22 protein-coding genes are annotated in these 25290 nt (G+C 33.6%); 17 read left to right on the forward strand and 5 right to left on the reverse strand.

All coding sequences use genetic code 11. The features are described from left to right. Positions 1 to 231: 231 nt before the first annotated feature. The 5 genes from ACXX80_RS08555 to ACXX80_RS08575 form a co-directional block, all read right to left on the reverse strand. Positions 232 to 3225, reverse strand: a complete 2994-nt coding sequence (locus ACXX80_RS08555) for an endo-alpha-N-acetylgalactosaminidase family protein (protein WP_458552819.1) — start codon at positions 3223 to 3225, stop codon at positions 232 to 234. Positions 3226 to 3322: 97 nt separating this feature from the next. After that, positions 3323 to 5251, reverse strand: a complete 1929-nt coding sequence (gene nagB / locus ACXX80_RS08560) for a glucosamine-6-phosphate deaminase (protein WP_458552820.1) — start codon at positions 5249 to 5251, stop codon at positions 3323 to 3325. A gap of 43 nt (positions 5252 to 5294) precedes the next feature. After that, positions 5295 to 6677, reverse strand: coding sequence for a sugar MFS transporter (locus ACXX80_RS08565; protein WP_458552821.1), 1383 nt, complete (start codon positions 6675 to 6677; stop codon positions 5295 to 5297). Between the two features lie 18 nt (positions 6678 to 6695). Further along, the gene (locus ACXX80_RS08570; RefSeq protein WP_458552822.1) at positions 6696 to 7571 is read right to left on the reverse strand and encodes a sugar phosphate nucleotidyltransferase; all 876 of its coding nucleotides are present in this window, start codon (positions 7569 to 7571) and stop codon (positions 6696 to 6698) included. A 2-nt stretch (positions 7572 to 7573) separates the two neighbouring features. Further along, positions 7574 to 8674, reverse strand: a complete 1101-nt coding sequence (locus ACXX80_RS08575; protein WP_458552823.1) for a mevalonate kinase family protein — start codon at positions 8672 to 8674, stop codon at positions 7574 to 7576. Between the two features lie 311 nt (positions 8675 to 8985). Here ACXX80_RS08575 and ACXX80_RS08580 point away from each other — a divergent pair, with 311 nt between their 5' ends. The 17 genes from ACXX80_RS08580 (at position 8986) to ACXX80_RS08660 (ending at position 25286) form a co-directional block, all read left to right on the forward strand. Then, positions 8986 to 10026, forward strand: coding sequence for a LacI family DNA-binding transcriptional regulator (locus ACXX80_RS08580; protein ID WP_417953226.1), 1041 nt, complete (start codon positions 8986 to 8988; stop codon positions 10024 to 10026). Positions 10027 to 10718: 692 nt separating this feature from the next. Beyond that, positions 10719 to 11588, forward strand: a complete 870-nt coding sequence (locus ACXX80_RS08585) for an ABC transporter permease (RefSeq protein WP_458552824.1) — start codon at positions 10719 to 10721, stop codon at positions 11586 to 11588. 58 nt (positions 11589 to 11646) lie between these two features. Then, a complete protein-coding gene (locus ACXX80_RS08590; RefSeq protein ID WP_458552825.1) occupies positions 11647 to 12924 on the forward strand; it encodes an ABC transporter ATP-binding protein in 1278 nt (425 codons plus the stop codon). A gap of 11 nt (positions 12925 to 12935) precedes the next feature. Further along, positions 12936 to 13553, forward strand: coding sequence for an acyltransferase (locus tag ACXX80_RS08595; protein ID WP_458552826.1), 618 nt, complete (start codon positions 12936 to 12938; stop codon positions 13551 to 13553). After that, entirely contained in the window at positions 13550 to 14503 is a 954-nt protein-coding gene (locus tag ACXX80_RS08600) for a hypothetical protein (RefSeq protein WP_458552827.1), read from the forward strand. The genes ACXX80_RS08595 and ACXX80_RS08600 overlap by 4 nt, the downstream gene beginning before the upstream one ends. Continuing rightward, on the forward strand, positions 14493 to 15659 hold the full coding sequence (locus ACXX80_RS08605; protein WP_458552828.1) for a glycosyltransferase family 4 protein: 1167 nt from the start codon (positions 14493 to 14495) through the stop codon (positions 15657 to 15659). Before ACXX80_RS08600 ends, ACXX80_RS08605 begins: the two co-directional genes overlap by 11 nt. After that, positions 15656 to 16297: an acyltransferase gene (locus ACXX80_RS08610; RefSeq protein WP_458552829.1), complete on the forward strand. Its 642-nt coding sequence runs from the start codon at positions 15656 to 15658 to the stop codon at positions 16295 to 16297. Before ACXX80_RS08605 ends, ACXX80_RS08610 begins: the two co-directional genes overlap by 4 nt. Beyond that, positions 16294 to 17187 carry an NAD-dependent epimerase/dehydratase family protein gene (locus tag ACXX80_RS08615; RefSeq protein ID WP_458552830.1) on the forward strand — a complete coding sequence of 298 codons (894 nt, stop codon included), beginning with the start codon at positions 16294 to 16296 and terminating at the stop codon, positions 17185 to 17187. The genes ACXX80_RS08610 and ACXX80_RS08615 overlap by 4 nt, the downstream gene beginning before the upstream one ends. Then, complete coding sequence (locus ACXX80_RS08620) at positions 17166 to 18323, forward strand: glycosyltransferase (RefSeq protein ID WP_458552831.1); 1158 nt, start codon at positions 17166 to 17168, stop codon at positions 18321 to 18323. Before ACXX80_RS08615 ends, ACXX80_RS08620 begins: the two co-directional genes overlap by 22 nt. Before the next feature lie 46 nt (positions 18324 to 18369). Continuing rightward, entirely contained in the window at positions 18370 to 19107 is a 738-nt protein-coding gene (locus ACXX80_RS08625; RefSeq protein ID WP_458552832.1) for an FkbM family methyltransferase, read from the forward strand. Further along, positions 19100 to 20008 carry a glycosyltransferase family 2 protein gene (locus tag ACXX80_RS08630; protein ID WP_458552833.1) on the forward strand — a complete coding sequence of 303 codons (909 nt, stop codon included), beginning with the start codon at positions 19100 to 19102 and terminating at the stop codon, positions 20006 to 20008. Before ACXX80_RS08625 ends, ACXX80_RS08630 begins: the two co-directional genes overlap by 8 nt. Beyond that, a complete protein-coding gene (locus ACXX80_RS08635) occupies positions 20008 to 20850 on the forward strand; it encodes a glycosyltransferase family 2 protein (protein WP_458552834.1) in 843 nt (280 codons plus the stop codon). The genes ACXX80_RS08630 and ACXX80_RS08635 overlap by 1 nt, the downstream gene beginning before the upstream one ends. Before the next feature lie 44 nt (positions 20851 to 20894). Continuing rightward, the gene (locus ACXX80_RS08640; RefSeq protein WP_458552835.1) at positions 20895 to 21737 is read left to right on the forward strand and encodes a glycosyltransferase family 2 protein; all 843 of its coding nucleotides are present in this window, start codon (positions 20895 to 20897) and stop codon (positions 21735 to 21737) included. After that, the gene (locus tag ACXX80_RS08645) at positions 21737 to 22678 is read left to right on the forward strand and encodes a glycosyltransferase family 2 protein (RefSeq protein WP_458552836.1); all 942 of its coding nucleotides are present in this window, start codon (positions 21737 to 21739) and stop codon (positions 22676 to 22678) included. Before ACXX80_RS08640 ends, ACXX80_RS08645 begins: the two co-directional genes overlap by 1 nt. Before the next feature lie 129 nt (positions 22679 to 22807). Then, positions 22808 to 23659, forward strand: a complete 852-nt coding sequence (locus ACXX80_RS08650; protein WP_458552837.1) for a glycosyltransferase family A protein — start codon at positions 22808 to 22810, stop codon at positions 23657 to 23659. Then, positions 23656 to 24510 carry a glycosyltransferase family 2 protein gene (locus tag ACXX80_RS08655; protein ID WP_458552838.1) on the forward strand — a complete coding sequence of 285 codons (855 nt, stop codon included), beginning with the start codon at positions 23656 to 23658 and terminating at the stop codon, positions 24508 to 24510. Before ACXX80_RS08650 ends, ACXX80_RS08655 begins: the two co-directional genes overlap by 4 nt. Beyond that, positions 24507 to 25286 (forward strand): glycosyltransferase family 2 protein, encoded by a 780-nt coding sequence (locus ACXX80_RS08660; protein WP_458552839.1) that lies wholly within the window; start codon positions 24507 to 24509, stop codon positions 25284 to 25286. Before ACXX80_RS08655 ends, ACXX80_RS08660 begins: the two co-directional genes overlap by 4 nt. Positions 25287 to 25290: the final 4 nt, after the last annotated feature.

Here is a 25290-nt window from a genome sequence, read left to right on the forward strand (position 1 = left end):
CTCGATACGCTTCGCACTCGAAGTGAGGTATATCGAGAACCGTTTTTAGTGATAAGTTTCTAGTTATCCATATCATTTCTTCCTAAGGTTTTGGGAGATAATTACTCGAATTGACGAAGATTTTATCAAAAACTAATTGTACCCACCAGGTGATGTTTAATAATTAGATGATATAAAAATGGCTGTATTTTTTAATAAAAATACAGCCATTTTTCTTTTTTTAATGTCTTATTATTTCTCCGTAATTACCAAATCATCCAAAACGAAATCGGAGTCTTTTCCATTAAGTTTTTCGATTCCAAACCAAGAATTACCGTTTTCGGAACCTAAGAAACTGAAAGTAGCTATAGTAGGTGTGTTTGCTTCGTTTAAGGCAATTGCCATTTTTGTAGTGGCTCCGTCGCCTATTATTAATGCATAATCAGCTCCTGAAGCTTCGTAACTAAAGGCCACAGTATACGTTTTACCTGCTTTAAATCGAACCGTTTGCGGAATTGTTTGCAGTAAAAGGCCTTGTTCTTCGCTGTGGGCTTTTAGTGACCAATTTCCGTTTATAACATCATCAATTGGCTTTCCGTTCCAGCCTTTTTGAGTGTAGGGAGCATGTAATTCAGATAAATGCGTTCTTGGGTCGTTAACTCCTCCAGCAATCCCTTTGATAAATGGATACAAGCCATCAGGGATATTTTCGAAATTCTCCTTGAAAAATACATTTGATGGTTTTGATTCCTGTTGTATAGCTACAACACGAATGTCATCAAATACAACTGTTTCTGTACCTTCGTCAGCATGTAAAAATAATTTTGCAGTAGTTTGACCTTCAGCTACTTTGAAATAAATATACATGCGTTGTAGGTTGGTGTCGTGTTTTGAATCGGCAGAGATGTAGTTTTTCCATAAAGAACTATTGGCGTAATTGCTTACTTCTTGTCCGCCGTATTCTTTTATTCCCAAATAAGCTCTTCTGTTGCCCTCGGTGGCTACATATACAGATGCGTAATAAGATCCTGCCGTTAATCCGGAAAGTGTTTGACTCACCGTTGCTGGTGTGGAACCGTTTATTACCAGTTCGTATTGACCAATTTTATTTCTTACTACAGAAACTCCAGAGCCGTCAACTGCCCAGCTCTTCAAATTACCGCTATTAAATCCAGGGTCTTTTATAAAAGTTCCTTCTCCCCAAGTAACAGCAGAATTTGGAGTGCTTTTGGTCTTGGATATAACATAAGGTGTATTTGCTTCAGCAGTAAGTGTCACTTGACCATTTTTGATTTCTAGTAGTTTGACCAACTCTCTTCCTTGATCGGTTAGTTTGTAGAAGGCAACAGTTTTTAGATTTTTCCAGCTTTGTGGCAAATCCCATGTGGTTGTTCCGCCTGCTGCGTTCCAATGATAAAGCTTTTTTTCGGTAACGGGATTCCAAGGCAAAAGATAGGTATCACCGTTTAAAACGATTCGACCTTCTTTGCTAATGATTCTTTTTTCCGAAACCATTTTTACAGTTACGTTTCTCTCTAATGAAATAGTGTTTTTCTCCCAAGTAAGGATTGGGAAATGTTGTAAGTATTTTGTTGGAAGACCGGTGCCAAAAGTCATCGTAATACAATCATCAATATTATTTCTTCCTTGCCATCCTTCAAAATCTTTCATTTCATTTCCACCAAGCAAAGGATTTCTGGCTATCCAAGTGTCTTTTTGATGGTTACGAATGAATCGAACGATTTGGCTGTTAAATCCTTTGATGTCTTTTCCTCCATAATCATAATCCACAGCCCAATGGTTCCAAACGGCATCGGATTCATGGTCGTTTGGGAATTCGGTAGTTAGGGTTAAACCTAGTGAATGAATTTCACGACCTAATTTTTTACTGTCCCAGCTTCCTTTTGCATACCAAACATCACAATAAATAAAACCAAGTGAAGGAACTTGGTCCTTTAGTGATTTAAGTCTCATCATCCTGTTGTTGGTACTAGCATCATAGCGCTTGTTGATGTAGTAGGAAGGATCAAGCCAATCCCAGCCTTTTTTTGTTTTGTCAACCAATGAGTCGTCAAAGGCAGTCGCTTCAGGATACGATTCCGTACCATTGATATGCACGCCCATAAACGCGTTGTATTTAAGTGCTTGCTTGCAAAGCATCTCCATATCTTTGGCACTGCCTTGTCTTTTTCCAATATCTCCATAGTCGGGATGTTTGGAATCATGGCCTTCGGATCCGTATCCTTTTAGAATAACATATTGACCCAAGCCATCTGTATTTAGGAAAATTCTTTTGGTCTCGTCTAATGTTTTTGTAAACGGATTGGTCGCTTGGCTGGCAAAGTTCATCGGAATGCGCTGTACTACCAAATTAGGTATTTTGTCGCTTCCAATAGGATTATGCATGATTGTTCTGAAGGCTATGGCACCATCTTGCCAATCTACTTTTTTATCATTGTTGGTATCATCAGTGATGACAATTTTGGCAACAGGAAGTGGATCAGTAGCCTTCATTCCTTTGGCACGATAAATCCAAGAGCCACTCCATATTCCGGTTCTGGAATAGTCTTCTTTTTTAATAGTTTGTTTCAAAACGCGATCTTCATCTGATTTTTCTCCAGTCGAGTTGCTCCATAGACTTGCCGCCAATTGGTCGTTATTTACAATGCCATAAAGATAGCCTATTGCAATACTGTCTTTTGCAACGGTCGCAGTAAGTGGTACATGTACATCACCAGTTCCATTGATGGCTGTAAACATTTTTGCTCCGGAAAAAGATGCGCCTTTTTGGGTGCTTCTCACCGAAAGTATGTTGTGGTTGGGAATTTCAAAAGTGCTTACCTCAAAAGTTCCCTTTTCTGCGATTTGGGTTACATTAAATTCGACACTATTGGCAACTACCTTTATTTGAATTTTTACTGTAATACTAATTTCTGGAATGTCTAATGTATAGTTTGCCTCGCTTTTTGATATCGAAAACGAACTTTTAGGGGTGTATAGTTTACCGTTAATCATCACTTGTGATAATTGGTCCTCCTGTCCATAAAAAATAGTTCCGTTTGCAATCCAATTGTATTGGATTATTCTTGGAAAATCAGCATCCAGAGTGATTCTTAGCTTTTTGGATTCGATGGTCTTAATTCCGTCTTTTTTAATAGAAAAACCGTTGCTTTTTGCTGCATAGGATTCCATTGGAAGGAATTGAAAAAAGAGTACGAAAAGAGCACCAAGGCAGAATGATTTCATTAGGTTATGGTTAAGTTGTTAATTTTTTCCCTTTTAAATTTGTTGTTCTTTAGAGGGTTTCAAAATTTTGTGAGAATAGTAGAAATTAAGATAGATTCTAATATTTCCATCTGACAAAAGCCTCCATCGCAGCATAATTTGACAATCCTAATTGTACATATAACGCTGCTGTTTCTCCATTTCTATCTTCTGCTCTTTGCCAAAATTCTCTAGCATCAGACCCTTGGAATACAACGCCGTCTTTTTGAGATTGATGCTTGAAAATTCCGTGTCTTTTATCTAATACCTGATCTGGACTCATGGGTACAGCCATTTCAACTTCGTCTATTCCCCATTCCTGCCAAGCGCCTCTGTACAACCAAACCCAGCAATCTTTCATGAAATCTTTTGATTTCAATCGTTTTACTGCTTCAAAAATGGCATCCAAACATACTTTATGCGTTCCATGCGGATCCGCTAAATCACCTGCGGCATATATTTGATGCGGTTGTATTTTCTGGATAAGGTCCATGGTTAATTGGATGTCTATTTCTCCCAAAGGTTTTTTCTCAATCGTTCCTGTTTCATAGAAAGGCAGTTCCATAAAGTGAATTTGCTCATCTGACAAACCAACGAAATTACTGGTAGATCGCGCTTCTCCTTTTCGAATCAACCCTTTCAAATAGCGCACTTCATGAATGTCTATTTCACTCGCTTTTTTGTTTTTAAGAAAAGCTATCGATTTTTTATAAATATCCTCAGCTTCACTATTTCTTATTCCAAATTTTTCATTGTAATCACAAACAAATCTGGCAAATCGTAGTGCCTCATCATCAGCAACAGCAATATTTCCTGAGGTTTGGTAGGCCACATGCACTTCATGTCCTTGTTGTTGCAATCGCATAAAAGTTCCTCCCATACTGATAATATCATCATCTGGATGCGGACTAAAAATCAGCACTCTCTTTCTAGCTGGTTCCGCTCTTTCAGGTCTATTTGAGTCGTCAGCATTTGGTTTTCCTCCCGGCCATCCGGTAATTGTATTTTGTAATTTATTGAATATTTTGATGTTGATGTCGTACGCTGGACCTGAATCAGCCAATAAATCGCTCATTCCGTTCTCAATATAATCCGCATCGGTAAGCATCAAGATGGGTTTCTTTAAATCAAGTGCTAACCCTAATACTGCTTTTCTGGTCAATCGATCTGTCCAAACAATTTTCTCCACCAACCAAGGAGTATTAATTCGTGTTAGTTTTGAAGAAGCTTCTTTATCTAAAACAAAAACAGCATTATTATGCTCTTGCAAAAAGGACGCAGGAATTTGATTGGTTACCGTTCCTTCTACAGAAGCTTTAATGATATTCGATTTTCCTTCACCCCAAGCCATTAGGATCACTTGTTTGGCTTCCATTATTTTTTTAACTCCAAGCGTGATTGCTGTTCTAGGTGTATTGCCCAATCCAGAAAAATCGCCACTTGCCGCCACTCTGGTAATGTGATCTAATGCCACCAATCTTGTTTTTGAATTCTGTAAAGAACCAGATTCATTGAACCCAATATGTCCGTTTCCACCAATTCCCAAAATCTGTAAATCAATACCACCCAAAGCTTCTATCTTAGCTTCATAATTAGCACAATAATCAGCAATTTCTTCTTTTGATAACGTTCCATCTGGAATATGATAATTTTCTGGTAGGATATCTACTTGATCCAACAGCAATTCTTTCATAAATCGCACATAGCTGTTTATAGAATCCGGTTCCATTGGGTAATATTCGTCTAAGTTGAATGTAATTACATTTTTGAAACTCAGACCTTCTTCTTTATGCAGGCGTACTAATTCAGCATACAATCCTTTGGGCGAAGACCCTGTTGCCAAGCCTAATATGCAGGATTCCTGATTCTCTTGTTTTGACTTGATAAGCGTTGCTATTTGTTGCGCTACCGCCTTAGATGCCACAGTTGAATTTTCAAAAACTACTGTGCCAATATTTTCGAATCTTTTTTCGAAACCTGTCGCCTTATCTATACTACTTTTTAACATTGTCAGTTATTTTTAAAAAAAATTATTTATCACTTAATTCGTATTATCTTCTGGACCAGCTTCGGTATTTGTGCCCTTTAAAAGCATAAAATATAATCATCAAATAAGAAGGCACTAAAATTAAATAAGCAATTTGATTCCCACTTTTTGCTGTTTCTGCAACATCATTGACTTCATTTGCCAAGTTGATGGTTTCTACCAAATAACCATAAAGCAATGGGAAAATTGCACCTCCGATGATACCCATAATCAATATGGCACTGGCTATTTTAGTATATCCGCCCAAATCTTGAAGTGCCATTGGCCATATTGCAGGCCAACAAAGTGCATTTGCAAGTCCCAATAATGCGACTAAAATAATAACCAAAGGCAAAGCCGGTATCCCAGGGAACTGAATCATTACAGAAGGGGAAATCGAGACAATTATTAAAACTAAAATTAATCCCAGAATCCCAGAGGCTTTTAATGCCGTCACCTGTGAAACATATTTTGGGATTAACGTAATTCCTAAAATATATCCTATTACCATTGCGGTCATGGTAAATGAAGTTAGTTTTAAATAAAAATTACCATCTTCACCATAAACGCCTAATTGTTTTCCGAAACCACCAATTGAATCTCCCGCTAAAACCTCAGCAGCCATATACAGCAGCAAGGTGATTACACCTAAAACTAATTGAGGATATTTAAAAGCATTTACGATTTGTTTAAAAACGCTTTGATGTAATACTTTCCCATCTTCATCCAGATCAATTTCCGGTAACGGAGATAGTTTGACTAAAGCGGCCAAGACAAGAATAATAGCTCCCATATACAAATACGGAGTTTGTAATTGTAGCGCAAGGGAATCTAAAACGGCAGATTTAGTGGCGAAATCCAGCACGGCAATTTTATCAGCCGTGTACTCTTGCATGTTTGACAGCACCAAAGCTGTCAACACCAGCGGCGCAATAAATCCTGCTAATTTATTGGCAATCCCTAACACACTAATTCGTGCTGCAGCACTTTCTCTGGGACCAATAACAACTACATAAGGATTTGCCGCCGTTTGCAAAATTGCCAAACCAGTTCCCATAACAAATAAAGCAATCAGAAACAGGAGGAAAGTGCGTGCTTCGGCTGCAGGGTAAAACATAAATGCTCCAAAAGCAATTACAACTAATCCTACCGAAACGCCGTTTTTATAGCCTACTATTTCTATGACCCAAGAGGAAGGAATCGCCATTACAAAATATGCAATGTAAAAGGCAAAAGCCACAAAATAAGCCTGAGATGGAGACAGTTCACACGCTAATTCAAAAAACGGAATTAGTGGACCATTCAACCAAGTTACGAATCCTAAAATGAAAAATAATGAGGTTAAAATAACCATCGGAATTAATGTATTCCCCGGTTTATTATTTATGGTGCTTTTACTTTGTGACATGTTAATTGTTTATAGGTTTTACAATTCCCAGTTGAGTACTGGATAGTGTTTTTTTAAATAGGCTTTTACCTCTGCGATGTCTTCTTTTGCTGTTAAATCTGGAACATGTTCAGAGAACGGAATTCCTAATGTGGTCTCAGGATGCTCTTTTAGTGCGTTCAAAAGTACTGTTGGTAATTCCTTTTCGTCTCTTTCCGGATGAACGGGACAGTTTTTTAGATACGGATATAAAAGCGCTCCGTTAAATTTAAAAGCGTTCATGCTCACTCTCAATTTTCCTTCGGCGTCTTTGTAGTTTTCTAAAACGTCTGCAGTTGGTTTTTCTAGAATATCTAATAATTGATTGTTTTCACTGAGCTTTGCAATTGCAAAACGAGAAATTCGCTCTAACGGAAACTCCAATGCATCCCGGTTATAACTGATAAATGCATTTGGACTAGTGGTTTTCCTAAGGGCATATAAGGCTTCGGTAGAATATAAATTATCGCTATTGCAAACCGTATATTCTTGAGAATTCAATTCAGGATATTGCTCAGTAGCTTGGAATAAGGCATCAGCGGTACCAAAAGGTTTTATTCTCCCTTCGGGAATGTATTGCGTTGCAAAGGAAATCGTTAAGCCATTGAAATCATTGTTGCTGTTTTTGCTTCCGTAAAACTCTTTGAATAAGTCTCCTTGTTCCCCAATAATAATATAAATGTTTTTATACCCTGCTTTTTTAGCATTTAATAAAAGGAAATCCAATAATGGTCTTCCGTTTGGTCCAACGCCAATTAATCCTTTACTTCTTTCATTTGCTTGCGCAATTTCTTCTTCACTCAAATTAGCCACTGTAACTTGTTTTTTCATTCTGGAAGAGGCACCGCCTGCCAAAATAATTAGATTGTCATGCATACTTAATTCTTTAAAATTTTACTGTTTTCTAGTATTCTCACGCCAGGATCAACGGTTACGGTATAGGCTTCTATTGCGCCTGCTGCAAGTATTGCTGCCACTACAGGAGCTTCATTTCCCGGTTCAGCCAGTACTACAATACTTCCTCCGCCACCTGAACCCACTATTTTTGCCCCGTAAGCTCCAGCTTTTAATGCGGCATTGATCATCGCGTCAATTTTAGGGACTGTTATTTTTAATAAATCTCTTAAAACAGCGTGATGTTGATTCATTAAAGCACCTATCTTCTTTAAGTCTGGGGTTGGTTTTTCAAATTCTTTTAAAGCCTCTTTTGTATAGTGGTAATTCTTGATGGCCCCTTCAAAATAAGGAACCAATCGATCCGGTAAGTAATTGTGATATTTATCTAAATCTTCTATTTTGGATGTGTTTAAATCAAAATCTTTGAAATTTTGTTTAATAATAGCAATAGCTATTAAGGCATTTCCTTTTAATTCTCCAATCAAACCAATTGTTTCTTTGGGTACTCCGGAAACACCAGTTATTAAGCCTTTTAGCTCGGTTCCAATGATGGTGTATGAAAAAGGATCTTTGGTATTGATGTGCACAATATTGCCCACTCCGATGCTGTAATGATCCATCATTCCGCCGGGTTCTCCATGCTCTAAAACTTCAGATGCATACCCCATTTTTGCAATAAATTCCGGAGTAACTTCCGCATCGACTCCAAAAGCAGTTATCAAAAAATTAATCCAAGCCATTAGCAAAGCGGATGAACTTGAAGTTCCGGAATTGATAGGAATATCTCCTTTTATGGTAATGTCGTATCCTACAGTTGGGATGCAGCCCTGTCTTCTCAAAACCCTTAGGGAAGAGGCAAAATAATCCCGAGGCGCTAATTCCGAAAAGGTAGCGTGAATATCAATGACTCTAACTTCATTTATATCGTCCATGTTTAGTCTAAAAACTTCAGTGTCATTTTGCACTGCGGTTAATTTTATATTTCTATTAATCGCACATGCAATCACGGGTAATCCTAAATAATCTTGATGATCTCCAAAGAGACATGTTCGTCCAGGAGCTAATGATATAATTTCTTTCACTTTTTATAGGTATTAAAACACTGTAATATTGAACTTTACAGTGAATTTTATTTGTAATGCTAATTATTTATTTGGTTTTGATTTTACGAAACTATAGATTAAATTCTTATAAAACAAGTAAAAAACAATAAATGTGCTCGAACACACTTTGTTTGTGTTGTCGAGCACATTTTTAAATTATATAAAAAAGAGACTCTTGTAAACAGATTGTGATTTAAAATAAAAGAATATCGCTCCTTTAACTACATTCTCTTTTGTTGATTAAGTCTTACAAAAAAAAATAAACCAAAGTTTTTATATATTTGCTCATTATGGATAAAAAATATACAATAAAGGATATTGCTAAATTAGCCGGCGTTTCAAAAGGAACTGTTGACAGAGTCTTGCATAAAAGAGGAAAAGTGTCACCAGCAGCTTTAGATAAAGTTAACGAAGTTTTAAAAGTAATTGACTACGAACCAAATCTTATTGCCAGGAATTTAAAGAACAATAAAATTTATCGCATTTGTATTGTACTTCCAGATCCCGAAATTGATCCGTATTGGCGTCCTTGTCTGAATGGTATTGATGATGCGGTGAAAGAATTCAAAGCCTATAATTTGGTTATTGAAACCTTTTATTTTAATCCGGAAAAAAAGAAATCCTTTTTAAAAACGAATGAAGCCGTATTAAATTTATCTCCTGATGCGGTTTTGTTAGCGCCATTATTCCATAAAGAAACTGTAGATGTTATTGAAGAATACAATTCGTTAAACATCATTGTGAACACGTTTAATAACCAAGTCGAATCCAGTTTTGTGAAAAGTTTCGTTGGTCAAGATTTATTCCGAAGTGGGCGAGTGGCGGCAAAATTATTAGATTCGATTACTGATAATGGCCAAATTGCTATTGTTCATATTGATGAAACCTACAAAAATGCAATTCACATGCAGGAAAAGGAACGGGGTTTTAGAACTTATTTTGATGAGAAAGAAAATTCGGCATACACGATTACCACTCTAAAATTAAAAAATCCAAATGTTGAACTTAATTTCAATACTTTCCTGAATGAAAACCCTGATTTGTCGGGTATCTTTATTACCACTTCTAAAGCGTATCAAATTGCTAAGGTAATTAGTGCATTTAAACGTAAAAAAATTGGAGTAGTCGGTTATGATTTGATTGATGAAAATGTTACTTATTTGAATCAAGGTGTCATTGATTTTATGATTCATCAAAATCAGAAAAGACAAGCGTATCTGGGAATAACTTCTTTAGTAGAACATTTTCTCTTTCAGAAAGAAATTCCAGAAATGATTCTTTTGCCTATTGATATTGTGAACGCAGAAAATGCGGAGTATTATATTGAATAATTTTACCTTTTTATATTCAATCTTCAAAAATAATGCTAAAAATAACCGCATTATTTCTCTTTATTGGATTTTATACAACTTTAAATGTGCAAAATTCCTTTATTGATAGCATTTGGTTTTGATCTTATGCACCTATAATATTGCTTTTATCTATGTATTATCGGTAATTTGGTGTTCCACTTTTGGACACATACATACCCTGACATTATCTAATGCCACATTTTAGTTTTTCATAGACTCTTTGTTAGTGTAGCGCTATTTTAGGACAAGACATTTGATACAGTAAAAAAAGTATATGAATAAGTCTCCAATGTTTTAAAATTGTCGATAGGTTGTTAATTGTTGGTGTTATTTGTAATGTAATAGTATATTCGCTGAAAAATAACTCTTTCTACAGATGGGCTTTGCCTCAAAACTGTAAGTTAGAGCAGCGAAGCGTATCAATAACTTTTCATTTTGGCTGTGAATCTTATCTCATCTAACCTTAGTAGTAGATACTATTCAAGAATAAATTGAATGCATCACTATTTTTAAGGAAATACCAAATACAAATTATTTATATTTGCTTTATAATGATACTGTTTGCTTAGTAAAATAAATGAGCTCTTGTTTCTCGATTCCGCACGAGATGACAGGCTCGAAATGGCAGGCTCGAAATGGCAAAATTAACGATAGGATTTTAGCATAAACCAATGAACCAACCCGAACAAACCAATACCACGTGGCTGTTTGAAATAACACCTAAAAATAAATTCTTTTCACTGAACCTTAAGGAAGTTTGGCAATACCGCGATTTGCTGCTGCTTTTTGTAAAAAGAGATGTGGTGACAGTATATAAACAAACGGTTTTAGGACCGCTATGGTACTTGATTCAGCCGTTGTTTACCTCGATTACGTTTACTATTATTTTTAATAACGTTGCTGGTATCAGTACGGGTAGTGTTCCTCCTTTTTTATTTAATTTGGCAGGAATCACCGTTTGGAACTATTTTACGGCTTGTCTTAACGGTACATCAAACACCTTTGGTGCCAATGCAGGAATTTTTGGTAAAGTATATTTCCCACGTATTATTGTACCACTCTCGATAGTGGTTTCTAATTTGTTAAAATTTGGGATACAGTTTTTTATATTTATTTGTTTTTACCTCTATTATTATATTCAAGGTGCTGCAATAGAAATGAATGTTGACGTTTTGTTTTTTCCATTATTGATTGTTATGATGGGTATTTTAGGATTGGGATTAGGAATGCTAATCTCTTCATTGGTTACGAAGTACCGAGATTTTAGTAATCTGATTGGCTTTGGCGTGCAACTGTTGATGTATTTATCAGCCGTGATGTATCCTATGGTATTAATCAAAGAAAAATTGCCTACTTATGGATGGCTTGTGGAGTACAATCCCTTGGCCTATGTTATAGAAACGACGCGATATATGTTATTGAATGTTGGACATATTTCTATTTTAGGATTAAGTTATACTTTTTTAGTAACCGTAGTGGTGTTTTTTACTGGAGTGCTTATATTTAATAGAACGGAGAAGAGTTTTATAGATACAGTTTAAATTTATTATTATTGATTACACGATTAGCCGAATAAACAGTTAACCAATTATACTTCCATTGAAAGATATTATATTAAAAGCCGAGAATATTTCTAAGCAATACCGCTTGGGGCTGGTAGGTACTGGTACGTTGAGTCATGACTTGAACCGTTGGTGGCATCAAATACGTGGTAAAGAGAATCCGTATTTAAAAATTGGAGATACTAATGACCGAAGCACTAAAGGAACCAGCGACTACGTTTGGGCATTGCAAGACATTAACTTCGAAGTGGAACGTGGCGAAATTTTAGGGATTATTGGTAAAAATGGTGCAGGAAAATCTACTTTATTGAAAATTTTATCCCGCGTTACGGCACCTACTACTGGAAGCATTAAGTTTGGAGGGCGTGTAGCCTCATTGCTTGAAGTAGGTACTGGATTTAACGGGGAAATGACGGGTAGAGAAAATATTTATCTGAATGGGGCTATTCTCGGGATGACCAAAAAAGAAATCACGGCTAAACTTGACGAAATCATAGATTTTTCCGGTTGCGAACGCTATATTGATACCCCAGTAAAGCGTTACAGCAGCGGTATGTATGTACGTTTGGCTTTTGCAGTAGCCGCATTTTTAGAGCCTGAAATTTTGATTGTGGATGAGGTACTAGCCGTGGGTGATGCTGAGTTCCAGAAAAAAGCCATTGGTAAGATGGGGGAAATTAGTAAAAGTGAGGGCAGGACAATTCTATTTGTAAGTCATCAGTTAGGAGCTGTTGCAACGCTGTGTAACAAAGGAATGTTGATGGAAAATGGTGGAATTGTTGATTACGGTTCTACTTCATCGATTATTGAAAAATATTTGATTCCAAACAATGATGATTTTGCTTCAAATTCTTATTTGCCAAATGTTGAATCTTTTGAAAATAAAAAAATATTTTTCACAAAGGGTGAAACAATTAATTCGAAAAACATGAATGCCGATTTCTTTGGATTTAATGAAGAAATTAAAATTCGATTAGGAGTTACAATTAAGGCAGATGCTAAAAATGTTGTTTTAGGAATTGGTGTACAAGATAAGTTTAATGTAAGGGTTTGTACATTTATGAATTATTTAACCGATATTATTATCGATAATACTAAGGATGTTTTTACTGTAGAAGTAACCTTGCCCAAAGAGATTATAGCACCAAATCACTATAGTTTTATTTTTGCTTTATATGAATATAATGGACAAATTTATGATATGGCTGAAAATGTTTGTAATGTAAAAATACACGATACGGGTACAGTATTTTCAAAATATGAAGGTATAGATTATGGTAACGTGATTGTTAATTCCAAATGGGAAATAACTTAATTATGAATAGGTTGAGAAAAATAATTTATAAATTTTTTTATAGGCTTCATGAAAAGAATGCTGCTCTTTTATTAGAGAAACAACAAAATTTCATAAATGATTTCAATAATAAAAATGCAATTATTGGAACGAATACAAGAATTTTTAGCGAAGCAAAAATTAATAATAATTTAGAAGATAAAACAAAAATTGTTATTGGAGAAAATTGCGATGTTAGAGGAGAGCTTTTAACATTTAGTCATGGAGGTGAAATTATTATAGGTGATTATTCATTTGTTGGTGAAAGAACAAAAATTTGGTCAGCAAAAAAAATAACTATTGGTAATAGAGTATTAATATCTCATAACGTAAATATCCATGATAATAATTCACATCCTTTGGATTCAAAATTACGACACGAAGATTTTAAACAAATTATTTCTGTTGGATTGCAGAAAGAGAATAATCTTGAGGAAAAAGAAATATTTATAGAAGATGATGCTTGGATTGGTTTTAATTCTACAATAATGAAAGGTGTTAAAATAGGTAAGGGAGCAATTATTGGTGCGAATACAATTGTGACAAAAGATGTCCCTGATTTTGCAGTTTGTGTAGGCAATCCGATGAGAATTACAAAATACGTATCATGAATTTAATTAGGAAAAAATACAATCAAATTAAAAACTTAGTAAAAAAAATTGATTTGATTTATAATGAATTAAATAAAAAAAATCAATTTTCTAAAAGGGAATTATATGGTTATAAAGATCCAAAAGTAAATTTAGGACAAATCCAGTCTCATTTAAATTCACAAAAAAGCAATATAAAGGAACTGTCCGAGGTTGAGTTCCAGGTTTTTTCCCAATTTGGAGATGATGGAATCATACAATGGTTAATTAATTATTTAGATATACCTAATAAAACATTTGTAGAATTTGGTGTTGAGAAATATACCGAATCAAATACACGGTTTTTATTATTTAATAACAAATGGCGTGGATTGGTTATTGATGGAGACCAGCTTAATATAGATTATATAAAAAATGATGTAGTTAGTTATTTTTTTAATCTTCAGTCAATTGTATCTTTTATTACAAAAGATAATATAAATGATTTGATAAAATCTAGGAATTTTGATAAAGATTTAGGCTTGCTAAGTATTGATATCGATGGTAATGATTATTGGGTATGGCAATCTTTAGAAAATATCAATCCTGTTATTGTAGTTTCAGAATATAATGCTGAGTTTGGTTTAAACCCATGGACAATACCTTACAAAGAAGATTTTGTTTGGGACAAAGTTAATGACATGTATTATTGGGGAACTTCTTTAACTTCTTTGTGCGATTTGGCAGATCAAAAGGGATATAGTTTTATAGGATGTAATTCACAAGGCAATAATGCTTATTTCATTAGAAATGATAAAATGAAAGGGTTGGAAAAAATATCACCGGAAGATGGATTTATCAAAGCTAAATTTTCATTAAACAGGAAGGTTGATGGTGAGCAATTTTCGGATTTTGAGAAAAGAAATAGTATGATAGGTAAAGAAATTTTTAACACAAGGATTAATAAAATAGATGTAATTAATGCACTCTAAACCTGAATTAATAGTCATTAGTCAAAATTTAATGGGAGGAGGTTCTAGCTTTCATAGAAATATGTTAGCGAATAAACCGGATGATTATTTTGATGTAAAATGTATTTATTTAGATCCATTACATTGGGAAGCAAAAAGGCTAGAAGATGTTGCATTAGGAATTAATGATGTTGTTTTTGAATTTGAAAATGAATCAGAATATGACATTGCAAAAAGATTCAATCAGCATATTTCAAATAGAAAAGGCGCGATTGTTACCAATTTATCAGAGGAGTTGATAACGATGAGTTATTTTCCGAAGTCTAATAAAACGGTATTTTTTATTTGTCATGACAAAGGATTTTTGTGTTTAATAAAAAAATACGATTTTTTGATAGACGTTTTTATTGCTCATAATATTGAAATTTATGAGAATATAAGAGAGTTGCTTCCGCAAAGATTAAATGATATTCATTTTATTCAGCACGGTGTTAAAATTCAAAATTTTTCAAGAAGTAAAAATGAAGATCGAAAATTAAATTTAGTTTTTTTGGCTCGTCATGTAAAATTAAAAGGCATCTATGATTTACCAAAGATTAATCAAGGGCTTTTAGATAAAAACATTGAAGTTAATTGGACAATTTTGGGAGATGGTGAGGAGCGAGAAAATTTTAAAAATGAAGTTAGCGGTCTTTCAAACTTTCACTTCCATATTCCCAAAACAGATCAGGAAGTTATAGCTGTTTTAAAAGCTCAAGATATCTATGTTTTGCCTTCTTCACATGATGGTCTACCAGTTTCATTACTTGAATCTATGAGTGTTGGATGTGTCCCGATTGTATATAATTTTAGTGAAGGAATAAAAAAAGTAATTACAAATGACATTGGTTATATTGTTGACATAAATGATGTAAGTGGAATTGTAGATAAAATCTCGATCCTTAATAATGATAGAAACCTTTTGTTTGAATTAAGTAAAAATGGTATACAAAAAGTAGAAAAGGAATTCAATATCAAGACACAGGCAAATATGTATTTTGAGCTTTATAAAAATTGGAAAAATTATAAAAAAGCTCGAAAACTTACTCTTTTGCAGTTAGAAAAAAAATATCATAACACTAAAATAATTAGTTTTGGTTTTAAGGTAATGAGGTATTTAAAAAGGAAAATCAAATGATTCGCAAAATCCTTAATAAATTCAAGAAAAAAAAGCCTAAAATGACTTCTTTTCAGAGATATAAAGACTATTTTGAAAAGGAGGCTTCTACTTTTATGCCTAATAATTCAAGTATACGCTTTGATGTTATTGACAAAATCGAAAATCGAAAATATGTAAGAATTGGCGAGAAAGGAATAATAAATGCGCATTTTATTTTTGAATCTGAAAAAGGAGAAGTAACCATTGGAGATAATGTGCATTTGGGAGGTGTTACTTTTATTAGTAGAAATAAAATAGAAATACAGGATGATGTGACGATGGCATGGGGAATCATTATTTATGACCATAATTCGCACAGCATTTATTGGGAAGAACGTAAAAATGATAATCAACAATGTTACGATGATTATATTAACTGCAACGGCAATAGTGTAGTTAATAAAGACTGGTCTTGTGTTGCAGATGCACCTATAGTAATAGAATCTAAAGTTTGGGTTGGTTTTGATGTGACTATTCTAAAAGGAGTTACCATTGGTGAAGGCGCCGTAATAGGTGCAAAAAGTGTGGTGACCAAAAATGTGGAACCTTGGACTGTTGTAGCAGGAAATCCAGCGGTTGTTGTGAAGTATTTACCTGAATACAATAAAAAGAAATGAAAATTTTAATCATAGGTTCTAGAGGATTTATAGGAAGTCATTGTGTAGATTATTTTACAGCAAGAGGACTTGAAGTATGGCAAGCTGATGTCAATGAATCTTCAGGTGAAAACTTTTATAAAATCAGTCGTCATAATTCTGATTATTCTATACTATTCAAAGAACAGCAATTTGATATTTGTATCAATGCGTCTGGTTCAGCCCACGTGGGTTTTTCATTTGAGAATCCTTCTAAAGATTTTGAATTAAACGTTGTCAATGTTCAAAAAATATTGGTAGCTATTCGGGATTATAATCCGGAATGTAAGTTTGTCAATTTTTCGAGTGCCGCCGTCTATGGCAATCCCCAATTATTGCCCATTACGGAGAATAGTAGTTGCAAACCTTTGTCACCGTATGGTTTTCATAAATTGCAAAGCGAGTTGTTGCTTGCGGAATATCACAAGTTTTTTGGATTGAATACCTGCAGTTTGAGAGTCTTTTCGGCTTACGGACCAAGGTTGAAAAAACAATTGTTTTGGGATTTGTATCAAAAAGCCCTTCAAGACGATGTAATTTTACTTTATGGAACAGGCAGCGAAACCCGTGATTTTATTTATATCGATGATTTGATGCAAATTATGGATTTGGTTATCCAGCATTCTTCCTTTCAGGGTTCCATTTACAATGTTGCCAGTCAGGTAGAAACTACAATTGCCGAAGCGGCACAACTTTTTCTGAATGAGTTTTCACCAGAAAAGAAGGTAGTGTTTAATGGCAAGGTCAAAGTAGGCGACCCTAATAATTGGCTTGCTGATATGGAAAAGCTTGAAAAATATGGTTTTAAAGCTCAATTTAATTTGTCTTTAGGGCTAAAAAAATATGCAGAATGGCTAAAAGAATCAAAGTAGGGATCATTTACTCTTATGATGAGAATTGGATTGGGGGTACTTATTATTATCAAAACCTAGTACAGTCCCTTAAATTATTGCCAGATACAAGAAAACCACATTTGGTTATTTTAAGTAACGGTATTTCCTCTTTTGATTCTATCAAAGCATTGAATTATCCATTCATAACATATAAAGACTTAAATACAATACTGTCTTTTTTTGAGAAATTCAGAAACAAGATAATAAGAAGACTATTTCCACAAAGGATTATTCCCAAGAAAAAAATAAATTTTGGAATTGATGTTTTGTTTCATCCAAGTGAGGTGCAAATTTCCAATTCCATAAAAAAACATTTGTATTGGATACCCGATTTTCAAGAAGTATACTTGCCTCATTTATTCTCTGAAGAGTATTTGAATTTTAGGAAAAAATCACAACAAGAACTGTTGCCGAGTGATAAACATATTTTATTCAGCAGTAATGATGCATGTCATGATTTTGAAAAATTATACCCTTCAGCAAGGTCAAAAAAGTATGTGGTTAATTTTTCGGTCTTTCATCCTAATTACTTGAATATTAAAATAGAGGTACTTAAAGGAAAATATCAAATATCAGATGGCCCTTATTTTTTTTCTCCAAATCAATTTTGGCAGCATAAAAACCATATTGTAGTTTTAAAAGCCATTCGAAAAATAAAAGAGAAACATAATTTTAATATTCAAGTTCTTTTTTCAGGTAAAGAGTTTGATTCCAGAAATCCAACTTATTTTGACGAAATAAAACAATTTGTTTTCGAAAACAATTTACAGGATAATATAAATTTTTTAGGGTTTATTGATAGAAGCGAACAATTGTGTTTTATGAAAAATGCATTGGCTATAATCCAGCCGTCGCTTTTTGAAGGCTGGAGTAGTGTCGTTGAGGATGCCAAAGCCATGAATCAAAACTTAATCGTTTCGTCATTGAATGTGCATAAAGAACAATTGGGAAATCAAGCGTATTATTTCAATCCCAATAATGAAAACGAATTAATAGATCAAATAATGTTATTTTTGGAGAACAAGATTGGTACTCCAGAATTTAATTATAACGAACAGTTAAGTTTATTTGGAGAAAAATTTATGGAAGTTATATCGGAAATCAATTCAAAATGAATTGTCTCATAATGCATTTTCAGTAATAAAGGAGTAAACCAATCATATGATAAAAAAAGTGATTCAAAGGATTTTAAATAAATTTGGTTATCAGATTTATAAGAAAAAAGATTTAGAAAAAAGATGGGTTGACAAAAATAATATGGAAGCTGGAGTAGAAAGGAGTTTCCTAAAAGGAATTGAAATAGAAACTGTTATCGATATTGGCGCATCTAATGGAATGTGGTCTGAAAGCTGTATTAAATATTATCCCGAAGCTTCTTATTTTTTGATCGAAGCACAAAAAGAACATCAATTTTCATTAGATAAATTTAAAAGGAAATATCCTAATGTAGATTACAAAATTGCAGCTGCTGGGGGAAGAGAAGGATTTGTTTTTTTTGACGATTCAGATCTTTTTGGAGGTTTGGCGATTGAAAAAGAAGACGACAGAAATCTGGTTAAAGTACCAGTGACTACAATAGATATTGAAGTTTATAAAAACTCATTAAAACCACCTTTTCTAATCAAGCTAGATACACATGGTTATGAATTACCTATTCTTGAAGGGGCTAAAGAAACCTTAAAAAAATCAAATATTGTTATTATTGAAGTGTATAACTTCATAATTGCCGACAAAAGTATCAGGTTTTGGGAAATGTGTGCTTATATGGATAAATTAGGTTTTTTGCCAATTGATTTAGTAGACGTATTACATAGGAAAAAAGATAATTCATTATGGCAGTTTGACTTGATTTTTATTAAGAAGGACAGAAAAGAATTTAGCTTTAATACTTATGAGTAAGAATATTGTTTATCCAAAAATTTCTATAGTTACTCCAAATTTTAACGGGGGAAAGTATCTTGAGCATACAATACAATCTGTTTTGGCTCAAAATTATCCTAATTTAGAGTATATTGTAATTGATGGAGGAAGTACTGATAATTCAGTTGCTATAATAAAAAAATATGAAAGTCAACTGGCATATTGGGTTAGTGAACCTGATAAAGGATTGTATGATGCCATTCAAAAAGGATTTGATTATTCAACAGGCGAAATTATGGCATGGATCAATTCAGATGATTTGTACCATCCTAAAGCATTTTTTACAGTAGCAGAAATCTTTACTAATATTAAAAATGTTAATTGGTTGATGGGCATACCTTCAACTTTTGATGAGTTGGGAAGAACGGTCTCCGTTAGTCCATTAAAAAGATGGAATAAATTAGATTACTATCTTGGGAATTTTGAATGGATTCAGCAGGAATCTGTCTTTTGGAGACGCTCTTTATGGACAAAATCAGGAAGTAAAGTTGATTCCAGTATGAAATATGCAGCTGATTTAGAATTATGGCTTCGTTTTTTTAGAAGTGAAAAATTATATGTTACACAAGCTCTATTAGGAGGTTTTCGACAGCGAAGTGAAGGGCAATTGTCTATGAATTTTCTTGATGAATATATGGTAGAAGCAAGAACGAAGATAAAAGAAGAAATAGAGAATCTTATTCCGAAAAAAGAAAAAGAATTGTTGATAAGCATAAAAAAGTACAATATCGTAATGAATATAATGCCGTATACTTTTTTAAAAAGAATTTTGACCAAGGTATTTTATTTGGATATGATCAAAAAGAAACAATTAGATTTTAGTTATCCACCTTTGATTTATTTTGATAGAGTCAAACAAGAATTTAAAATTAATATGTAATGCCTAAACTTTCCATTATTACCATCAACTACAACAATCTCGAGGGACTGAAGAGAACCGTGGAGAGCGTTGTCAACCAAACTTGGCAAGAGTTTGAGTATATTATTATTGATGGTGGTTCTATTGATGGCAGTGTAGCATATATCGACAGTAAAAGTGAACATATTGACTACTGGGTAAGTGAGCCAGACCAAGGTGTCTACTATGCCATGAATAAAGGAATCGAAGTTGCAACAGGGGAATATTTGCTTTTTTTGAATAGCGGTGATGTGTTGTATAATAACAATATTTTATTGACAACAAAAAAGTCATTACTCTTAGATATGGATATTGTATATGGTGATTTGTGGATTGTGGTAGAACAAGGTAAAGGGTTTAGAAATCGCTATCCTGATTTTATTGATTTTCCTTTTCTAAAACAAACATCCTTAGGCCATTCGTCTACTTTTATGAAAAAAGAATTATTCTATACCTATGGATTGTACAGAACAGATCTAAAAATAGTTTCAGATTGGGCCTTTTTTGTTAAAGTATTATGTAGACATAATGTTTCTCACTGTAAGATTGATCACATTATAGCTACTTTTTATGAGGGAGGTTTGTCAACTTCTACGGTTTATCATCAACAGCATGTTGAAGAACGTAAAAAAGTACTATTAGAAAATTTTGATATTTACGTTGCATCTTTTGAAGAATTGTTAATTAAATTTGAGCGACAAAAGGAACTTGTTAATCAGCTAGATCAAGGCATAGAAATACTTGTAACCAATAAGCAACTATTGAAAATTCTAAACAGTATTATTAGAGTATTTGGACTTGTTTTAAAGAAAAAGAGATCTTAAATTATTTTTTTGGTGCTACATTTTACTTAGTTAATTTGATATTTATGACTGTATCTGCAATAATCCCGTGTTTTAACGCTGAAACTACAATAGAAAGAGCCATATTAAGTGTGGTGTCCCAAACTAGTCCAGTGTCTGAAATTATTGTTGTAAATGATGGATCTACAGATAATTCGGGAAGACTTTTAGAGCATTTAATATCAAATTATGCGCAACTAAAAGTAATACACCAAGAAAATAAAGGCGTGTCTTTTGCTAGAAATGTTGCAATACAAGAGGCAATGGGTGACTATATTCTAACATTAGATGCCGATGATTATTTTGATCCTTCTTTTGTAGAAAAGGCCTTAATTAAATTTTCGGAAGATGCATCTTATGGTGGTGTAATGTGTGGTTATGTTCGGATTGTTAAAGACAGGAAAGTAAAACCCTATATCCCACCAATGGTATCGCTCTCGTCTTGTTTGTTAAACAATGGTGTGCTTTCTTGTTTATTATTTAAAAAAGAAGTTATGTTCGCAGCTGGAGCGTACGATACCGCTATGAGTAAAGGGTACGAGGATTGGGATCTTAACATACGAATATTAAAATTAGGATATACTTTTGGAGTAGTAAAGGAGGTCTTGTTTAATTATTCAGATATAAAGGGGTCAAGAACAGCTATTGCTACAAAGAATGACTTGGAGTTAAAATTGCAGATCTATGATAAATACAAAGATGACTATACAGATAATGCGAGATATATTTTCAAAGAATTAGTGCAACAAAATAATAAACTTAAGCAGGAAAAACAAAAAGTATTAGAGAGTACCTCTTTTAAACTTGGGCATCGAATTGTGGCATGGTTTAGCTTTATTAAAAAAATACTTAAATCCAAATCTACATAATGAGTAAATTAGTTTCAATTATAATTGCTACCTACAACAGAGCAACCCTTATAGAGAATACACTCAATTCTATTGCATCTCAGACCTATCAAAATTTTGAATGTATTATTATTGACGACGGTTCGACAGATAATACTGCAGCTATAGTTAATCCGATAGTAAGGTCCGATCGTAGATTTAATTATATAGTTCGTCCAGATACTATAAAAAATGGTGCAAACTATTCAAGAAACTATGGATTTTCACTTTCAAAAGGAGAATACATTAAATTTTTTGATAGTGATGATATCATGTTGTCTGATCATATAGAAGTTAGTGTTACTGCTCTAGAGCAAGGTAATTATGATTTTGTAGTGGCAGACTGTATCAATTTTGATGGAAAAAATTTTTTAGAGCGACCCTATGAGATAGATAGAGTAAACTCCTCATTAAGTGCAATCAATTTTGCGCAATGGAAAACAGCTTGGATTACTAATGATTTGTTGGTAAAACGCTATTTTGCAAATCAATTAGAATTTAGAGGTGGTATACGAGATAAAGCGACTGAGTATCAGTACAATATAAAATTGTTAATGTTTACAGATAATGGTTTTTTGATTCCTAAAATATTAACTCATAGACTTATACATGATGATGGACTTGTGGTAAAAGCAAAAAAAGATAAATTGTATTTTGATACGATGAATGCAGAAACATACTATGTAACCGCATTATATATTAAAGATTTGGCTTCAAAACCTTTGTTGAAATGGTTGCTTTCAAGCCATATAATACTAACGTATAAGCTAGCTATTCAACAAAAATGGCCAGAGAATATTTTGGGAGCTACCTGTTTACTTTTAAGAGTAAATGGATTAAAGGGGCTTCTATATCCACTAATTATACTTTTGGGAGTATTAACAAAAAGAGGTTATAAATTTGCTAAATACGTAAGAGATTGATTAGAACTAATGTTGTGTAGTGCGTTTAAGTACTTGTACAATATCACTTTATGAAAGCCTATTAGTTTAAAAATAACTTTATAAATTCACCTATTTGGCGAGTGTGTATTTAATTTAATAAAATGTATAATGTCTAAATTATTAGCGAGCAACGTAACGGTTATTATTCCCTGTTATAATGATGGGCAGTACATCATGGAAGCATTGCAATCACTATACAATCAAACTTTATTGCCTGAAAAAATTATTATTGTTGATGATGGTTCAGATGCACCAACCAAAAAAATATTGAACGCAATTAATCATCACTTAGTTCAGGTTATTTATCAGGAAAACAAAGGGGTTAGTGTTGCTCGAAATCGAGCCATTGCAATGGCAAAGACAGATTATATTGTTAATCTAGATGCCGATGATTATTATGAGCCTACTTTTTTTGAAAAAGCAGTCGCTGTACTTCACAAAGATCATGAGGTTGTGGCTGTGAGTAGTTACTGTCGCATTTTCAAAGCGAATACAACGGTTGAAATAATAAAGCCTGAAGGAGGGAACTTAAAAAACTTTATAGTAAAAAATCAATCAAGAGCGAGTGCCATGTTCACAAAAAAAGCCTGGCTAACCATAGGAGGATTTGATGAGAAAATGAAAGAGGGCTATGAAGATTGGGAATTTTGGATTGCAATTTTAAAATTGGGAGGAACTATACATGTCATCCAAGAAGTTTTATCACACTACAGAATAAAAAAAGTTTCTAGGGATCAAAACGCATTAAAAAAACATGATTTTGAATTAAGAAATTACATTTTCCTAAAACACAAAGAAGTGTATCACGAGCGTTTGGATTTTTACATTGGGGAATTGTTACGTCAAAATTCACTTTTGAGAAATAGTGTCCATAAAGCAAAGAATTCAATAAATTATACAATCGGGGAGATTATTTTGAAACCTTTGCGAGCCATAAAAAAAATATTTTACAGAAGATGAGTCCAATAGTTTCCATAATAGTACCCTGTTACAATCAAGCTTATTTTTTGAAAGAAAGTTTGCAATCCGTTTTAGATCAAAGTTATGCACATTGGGAATGTATTATTGTAAATGACGGTAGTCCTGATGACACCGCTATTGTCGCAAAACAATGGTGTGAACGAAATGTTCGTTTTCAATATGTTGAACAAAGTAATGGCGGATTGTCTTCTGCCCGAAACGCAGGTATTCGCGTAGCCAAAGGTGAATTTATTTTACCCTTGGATGCTGATGATATCTTGGATGTAGATTATTTGATGAAAACAGTTCCTGAATTAGAGCAAAATCGAAAGTTAGGAATAGTGTCCTGCTACACTCGTTTTTTCAAAAATACCATAGCAGATTCTTTTCATGAATTGAAACCACAAGGAGATCGAACCATTTATTTGCATTATGTGAATCAGTTAGTAGCCACTTCATTGTATAGAAAAGAATGTTGGTCAGCAGTAGGAGGATATGATGAAACGATGAAGAAGGGATTTGAAGATTGGGAGTTTTGGCTTAATGTTACTAAGAGAAGCTGGGATTTCAAGATTATCCCTGAGTTTTTATTCTATTATCGCAAAGCACAGCAATCCATGTTGATGCAAACTATTGAATCACATGCGGAGGATGTGAAACAGTATATTTTCACCAAGCACAAAGAACTATATATTAAAGATTTTGATAATTGCATGGAAGTCCTTTTTTATGAGTTAAAAGTTCAGAAAAAGGGACACGATCATTTTAAAAATTCAATTGAATACAAAATAGGGAAGGTAATGACAAAGCCTTATAGAGTACTTCTAAATTGGCTAAAAAAGAGAGAATGATATCAGTAGTAATCAGGAGTAAAAACCAATCTAAAGCATTATCTTTTCTGTTGAAAAATTTGACAGAAAGATATGCTGGTGACATTGCGGAAATTATTGTTGTAGATAATTGTTCTACTGATGACAGTCAAAAGGTTTGTGAACAGTACGATGCCCGTTTTGTAACCATTGAAAGGTTTAGTTTTGGCGGCAGTGCCAATGTGTGTGCTCGCGAGGCCAAACATCCTATTGTGGTTATTTTTAGTGCCCATTCGTATCCGGTGAGTCATGATTTCTTTCAGTTAATTAAGGATAAATTTGATCACAATCCTAATCTAGCTGGATTACGTTGTTTGCATCAACCTAATGATTATCGCAATTTTATCAATAAAATACCTGCTACAGTTGATCCTAATAAATCAGGATTAATTTTTTCAGGTTCAGCCTTTAGTAAAAAAGTTTGGGAAAAGTATCCTTTTAGAGAAGATGTAGCTACTTTTGAAGACAAGGAATGGACTACCAGAGTTCTGCAAGAAGGATATAATATTGATTTTGTACCCTCGATTTTTGCTTACGAAATTACAAGAACTCCCAAGCAATTGTTTTTCAGGTTCAAGAACGATGTGGTGGGTAATTACCAATTATGGGATCAAGATGTTAGTTTTTTAAGTGCTAATAAATCATTTGTGGGAGCTGTAATAAACACTTTTAAGACGTTTTTTACAAGTTTATTTTACGCTCTAAAACGTTACATTTATTTACTAACCTTTATGTTGAATAGGCCTACTAAATTCTAAATCA

The organism is Flavobacterium sp. GNP002, from assembly GCF_054343795.1.

What these genes read in the sequence shown, in the direction of transcription:
- ACXX80_RS08555 (WP_458552819.1), bottom strand. Translation starts at nt 3,225, where the DNA reads ATGAAATCATTCTGCCTTGGTGCTCTTTTCGTACTCTTTTTTCAATTC.
- nagB (WP_458552820.1), bottom strand. Translation starts at nt 5,251, where the DNA reads ATGTTAAAAAGTAGTATAGATAAGGCGACAGGTTTCGAAAAAAGATTC.
- ACXX80_RS08565 (WP_458552821.1), bottom strand. Translation starts at nt 6,677, where the DNA reads ATGTCACAAAGTAAAAGCACCATAAATAATAAACCGGGGAATACATTA.
- ACXX80_RS08570 (WP_458552822.1), bottom strand. Translation starts at nt 7,571, where the DNA reads ATGCATGACAATCTAATTATTTTGGCAGGCGGTGCCTCTTCCAGAATG.
- ACXX80_RS08580 (WP_417953226.1), top strand. Translation starts at nt 8,986, where the DNA reads ATGGATAAAAAATATACAATAAAGGATATTGCTAAATTAGCCGGCGTT.
- ACXX80_RS08585 (WP_458552824.1), top strand. Translation starts at nt 10,719, where the DNA reads ATGAACCAACCCGAACAAACCAATACCACGTGGCTGTTTGAAATAACA.
- ACXX80_RS08600 (WP_458552827.1), top strand. Translation starts at nt 13,550, where the DNA reads ATGAATTTAATTAGGAAAAAATACAATCAAATTAAAAACTTAGTAAAA.
- ACXX80_RS08605 (WP_458552828.1), top strand. Translation starts at nt 14,493, where the DNA reads ATGCACTCTAAACCTGAATTAATAGTCATTAGTCAAAATTTAATGGGA.
- ACXX80_RS08610 (WP_458552829.1), top strand. Translation starts at nt 15,656, where the DNA reads ATGATTCGCAAAATCCTTAATAAATTCAAGAAAAAAAAGCCTAAAATG.
- ACXX80_RS08615 (WP_458552830.1), top strand. Translation starts at nt 16,294, where the DNA reads ATGAAAATTTTAATCATAGGTTCTAGAGGATTTATAGGAAGTCATTGT.
- ACXX80_RS08620 (WP_458552831.1), top strand. Translation starts at nt 17,166, where the DNA reads ATGGCTAAAAGAATCAAAGTAGGGATCATTTACTCTTATGATGAGAAT.
- ACXX80_RS08625 (WP_458552832.1), top strand. Translation starts at nt 18,370, where the DNA reads ATGATAAAAAAAGTGATTCAAAGGATTTTAAATAAATTTGGTTATCAG.
- ACXX80_RS08630 (WP_458552833.1), top strand. Translation starts at nt 19,100, where the DNA reads ATGAGTAAGAATATTGTTTATCCAAAAATTTCTATAGTTACTCCAAAT.
- ACXX80_RS08635 (WP_458552834.1), top strand. Translation starts at nt 20,008, where the DNA reads ATGCCTAAACTTTCCATTATTACCATCAACTACAACAATCTCGAGGGA.
- ACXX80_RS08640 (WP_458552835.1), top strand. Translation starts at nt 20,895, where the DNA reads ATGACTGTATCTGCAATAATCCCGTGTTTTAACGCTGAAACTACAATA.
- ACXX80_RS08645 (WP_458552836.1), top strand. Translation starts at nt 21,737, where the DNA reads ATGAGTAAATTAGTTTCAATTATAATTGCTACCTACAACAGAGCAACC.
- ACXX80_RS08650 (WP_458552837.1), top strand. Translation starts at nt 22,808, where the DNA reads ATGTCTAAATTATTAGCGAGCAACGTAACGGTTATTATTCCCTGTTAT.
- ACXX80_RS08655 (WP_458552838.1), top strand. Translation starts at nt 23,656, where the DNA reads ATGAGTCCAATAGTTTCCATAATAGTACCCTGTTACAATCAAGCTTAT.
- ACXX80_RS08660 (WP_458552839.1), top strand. Translation starts at nt 24,507, where the DNA reads ATGATATCAGTAGTAATCAGGAGTAAAAACCAATCTAAAGCATTATCT.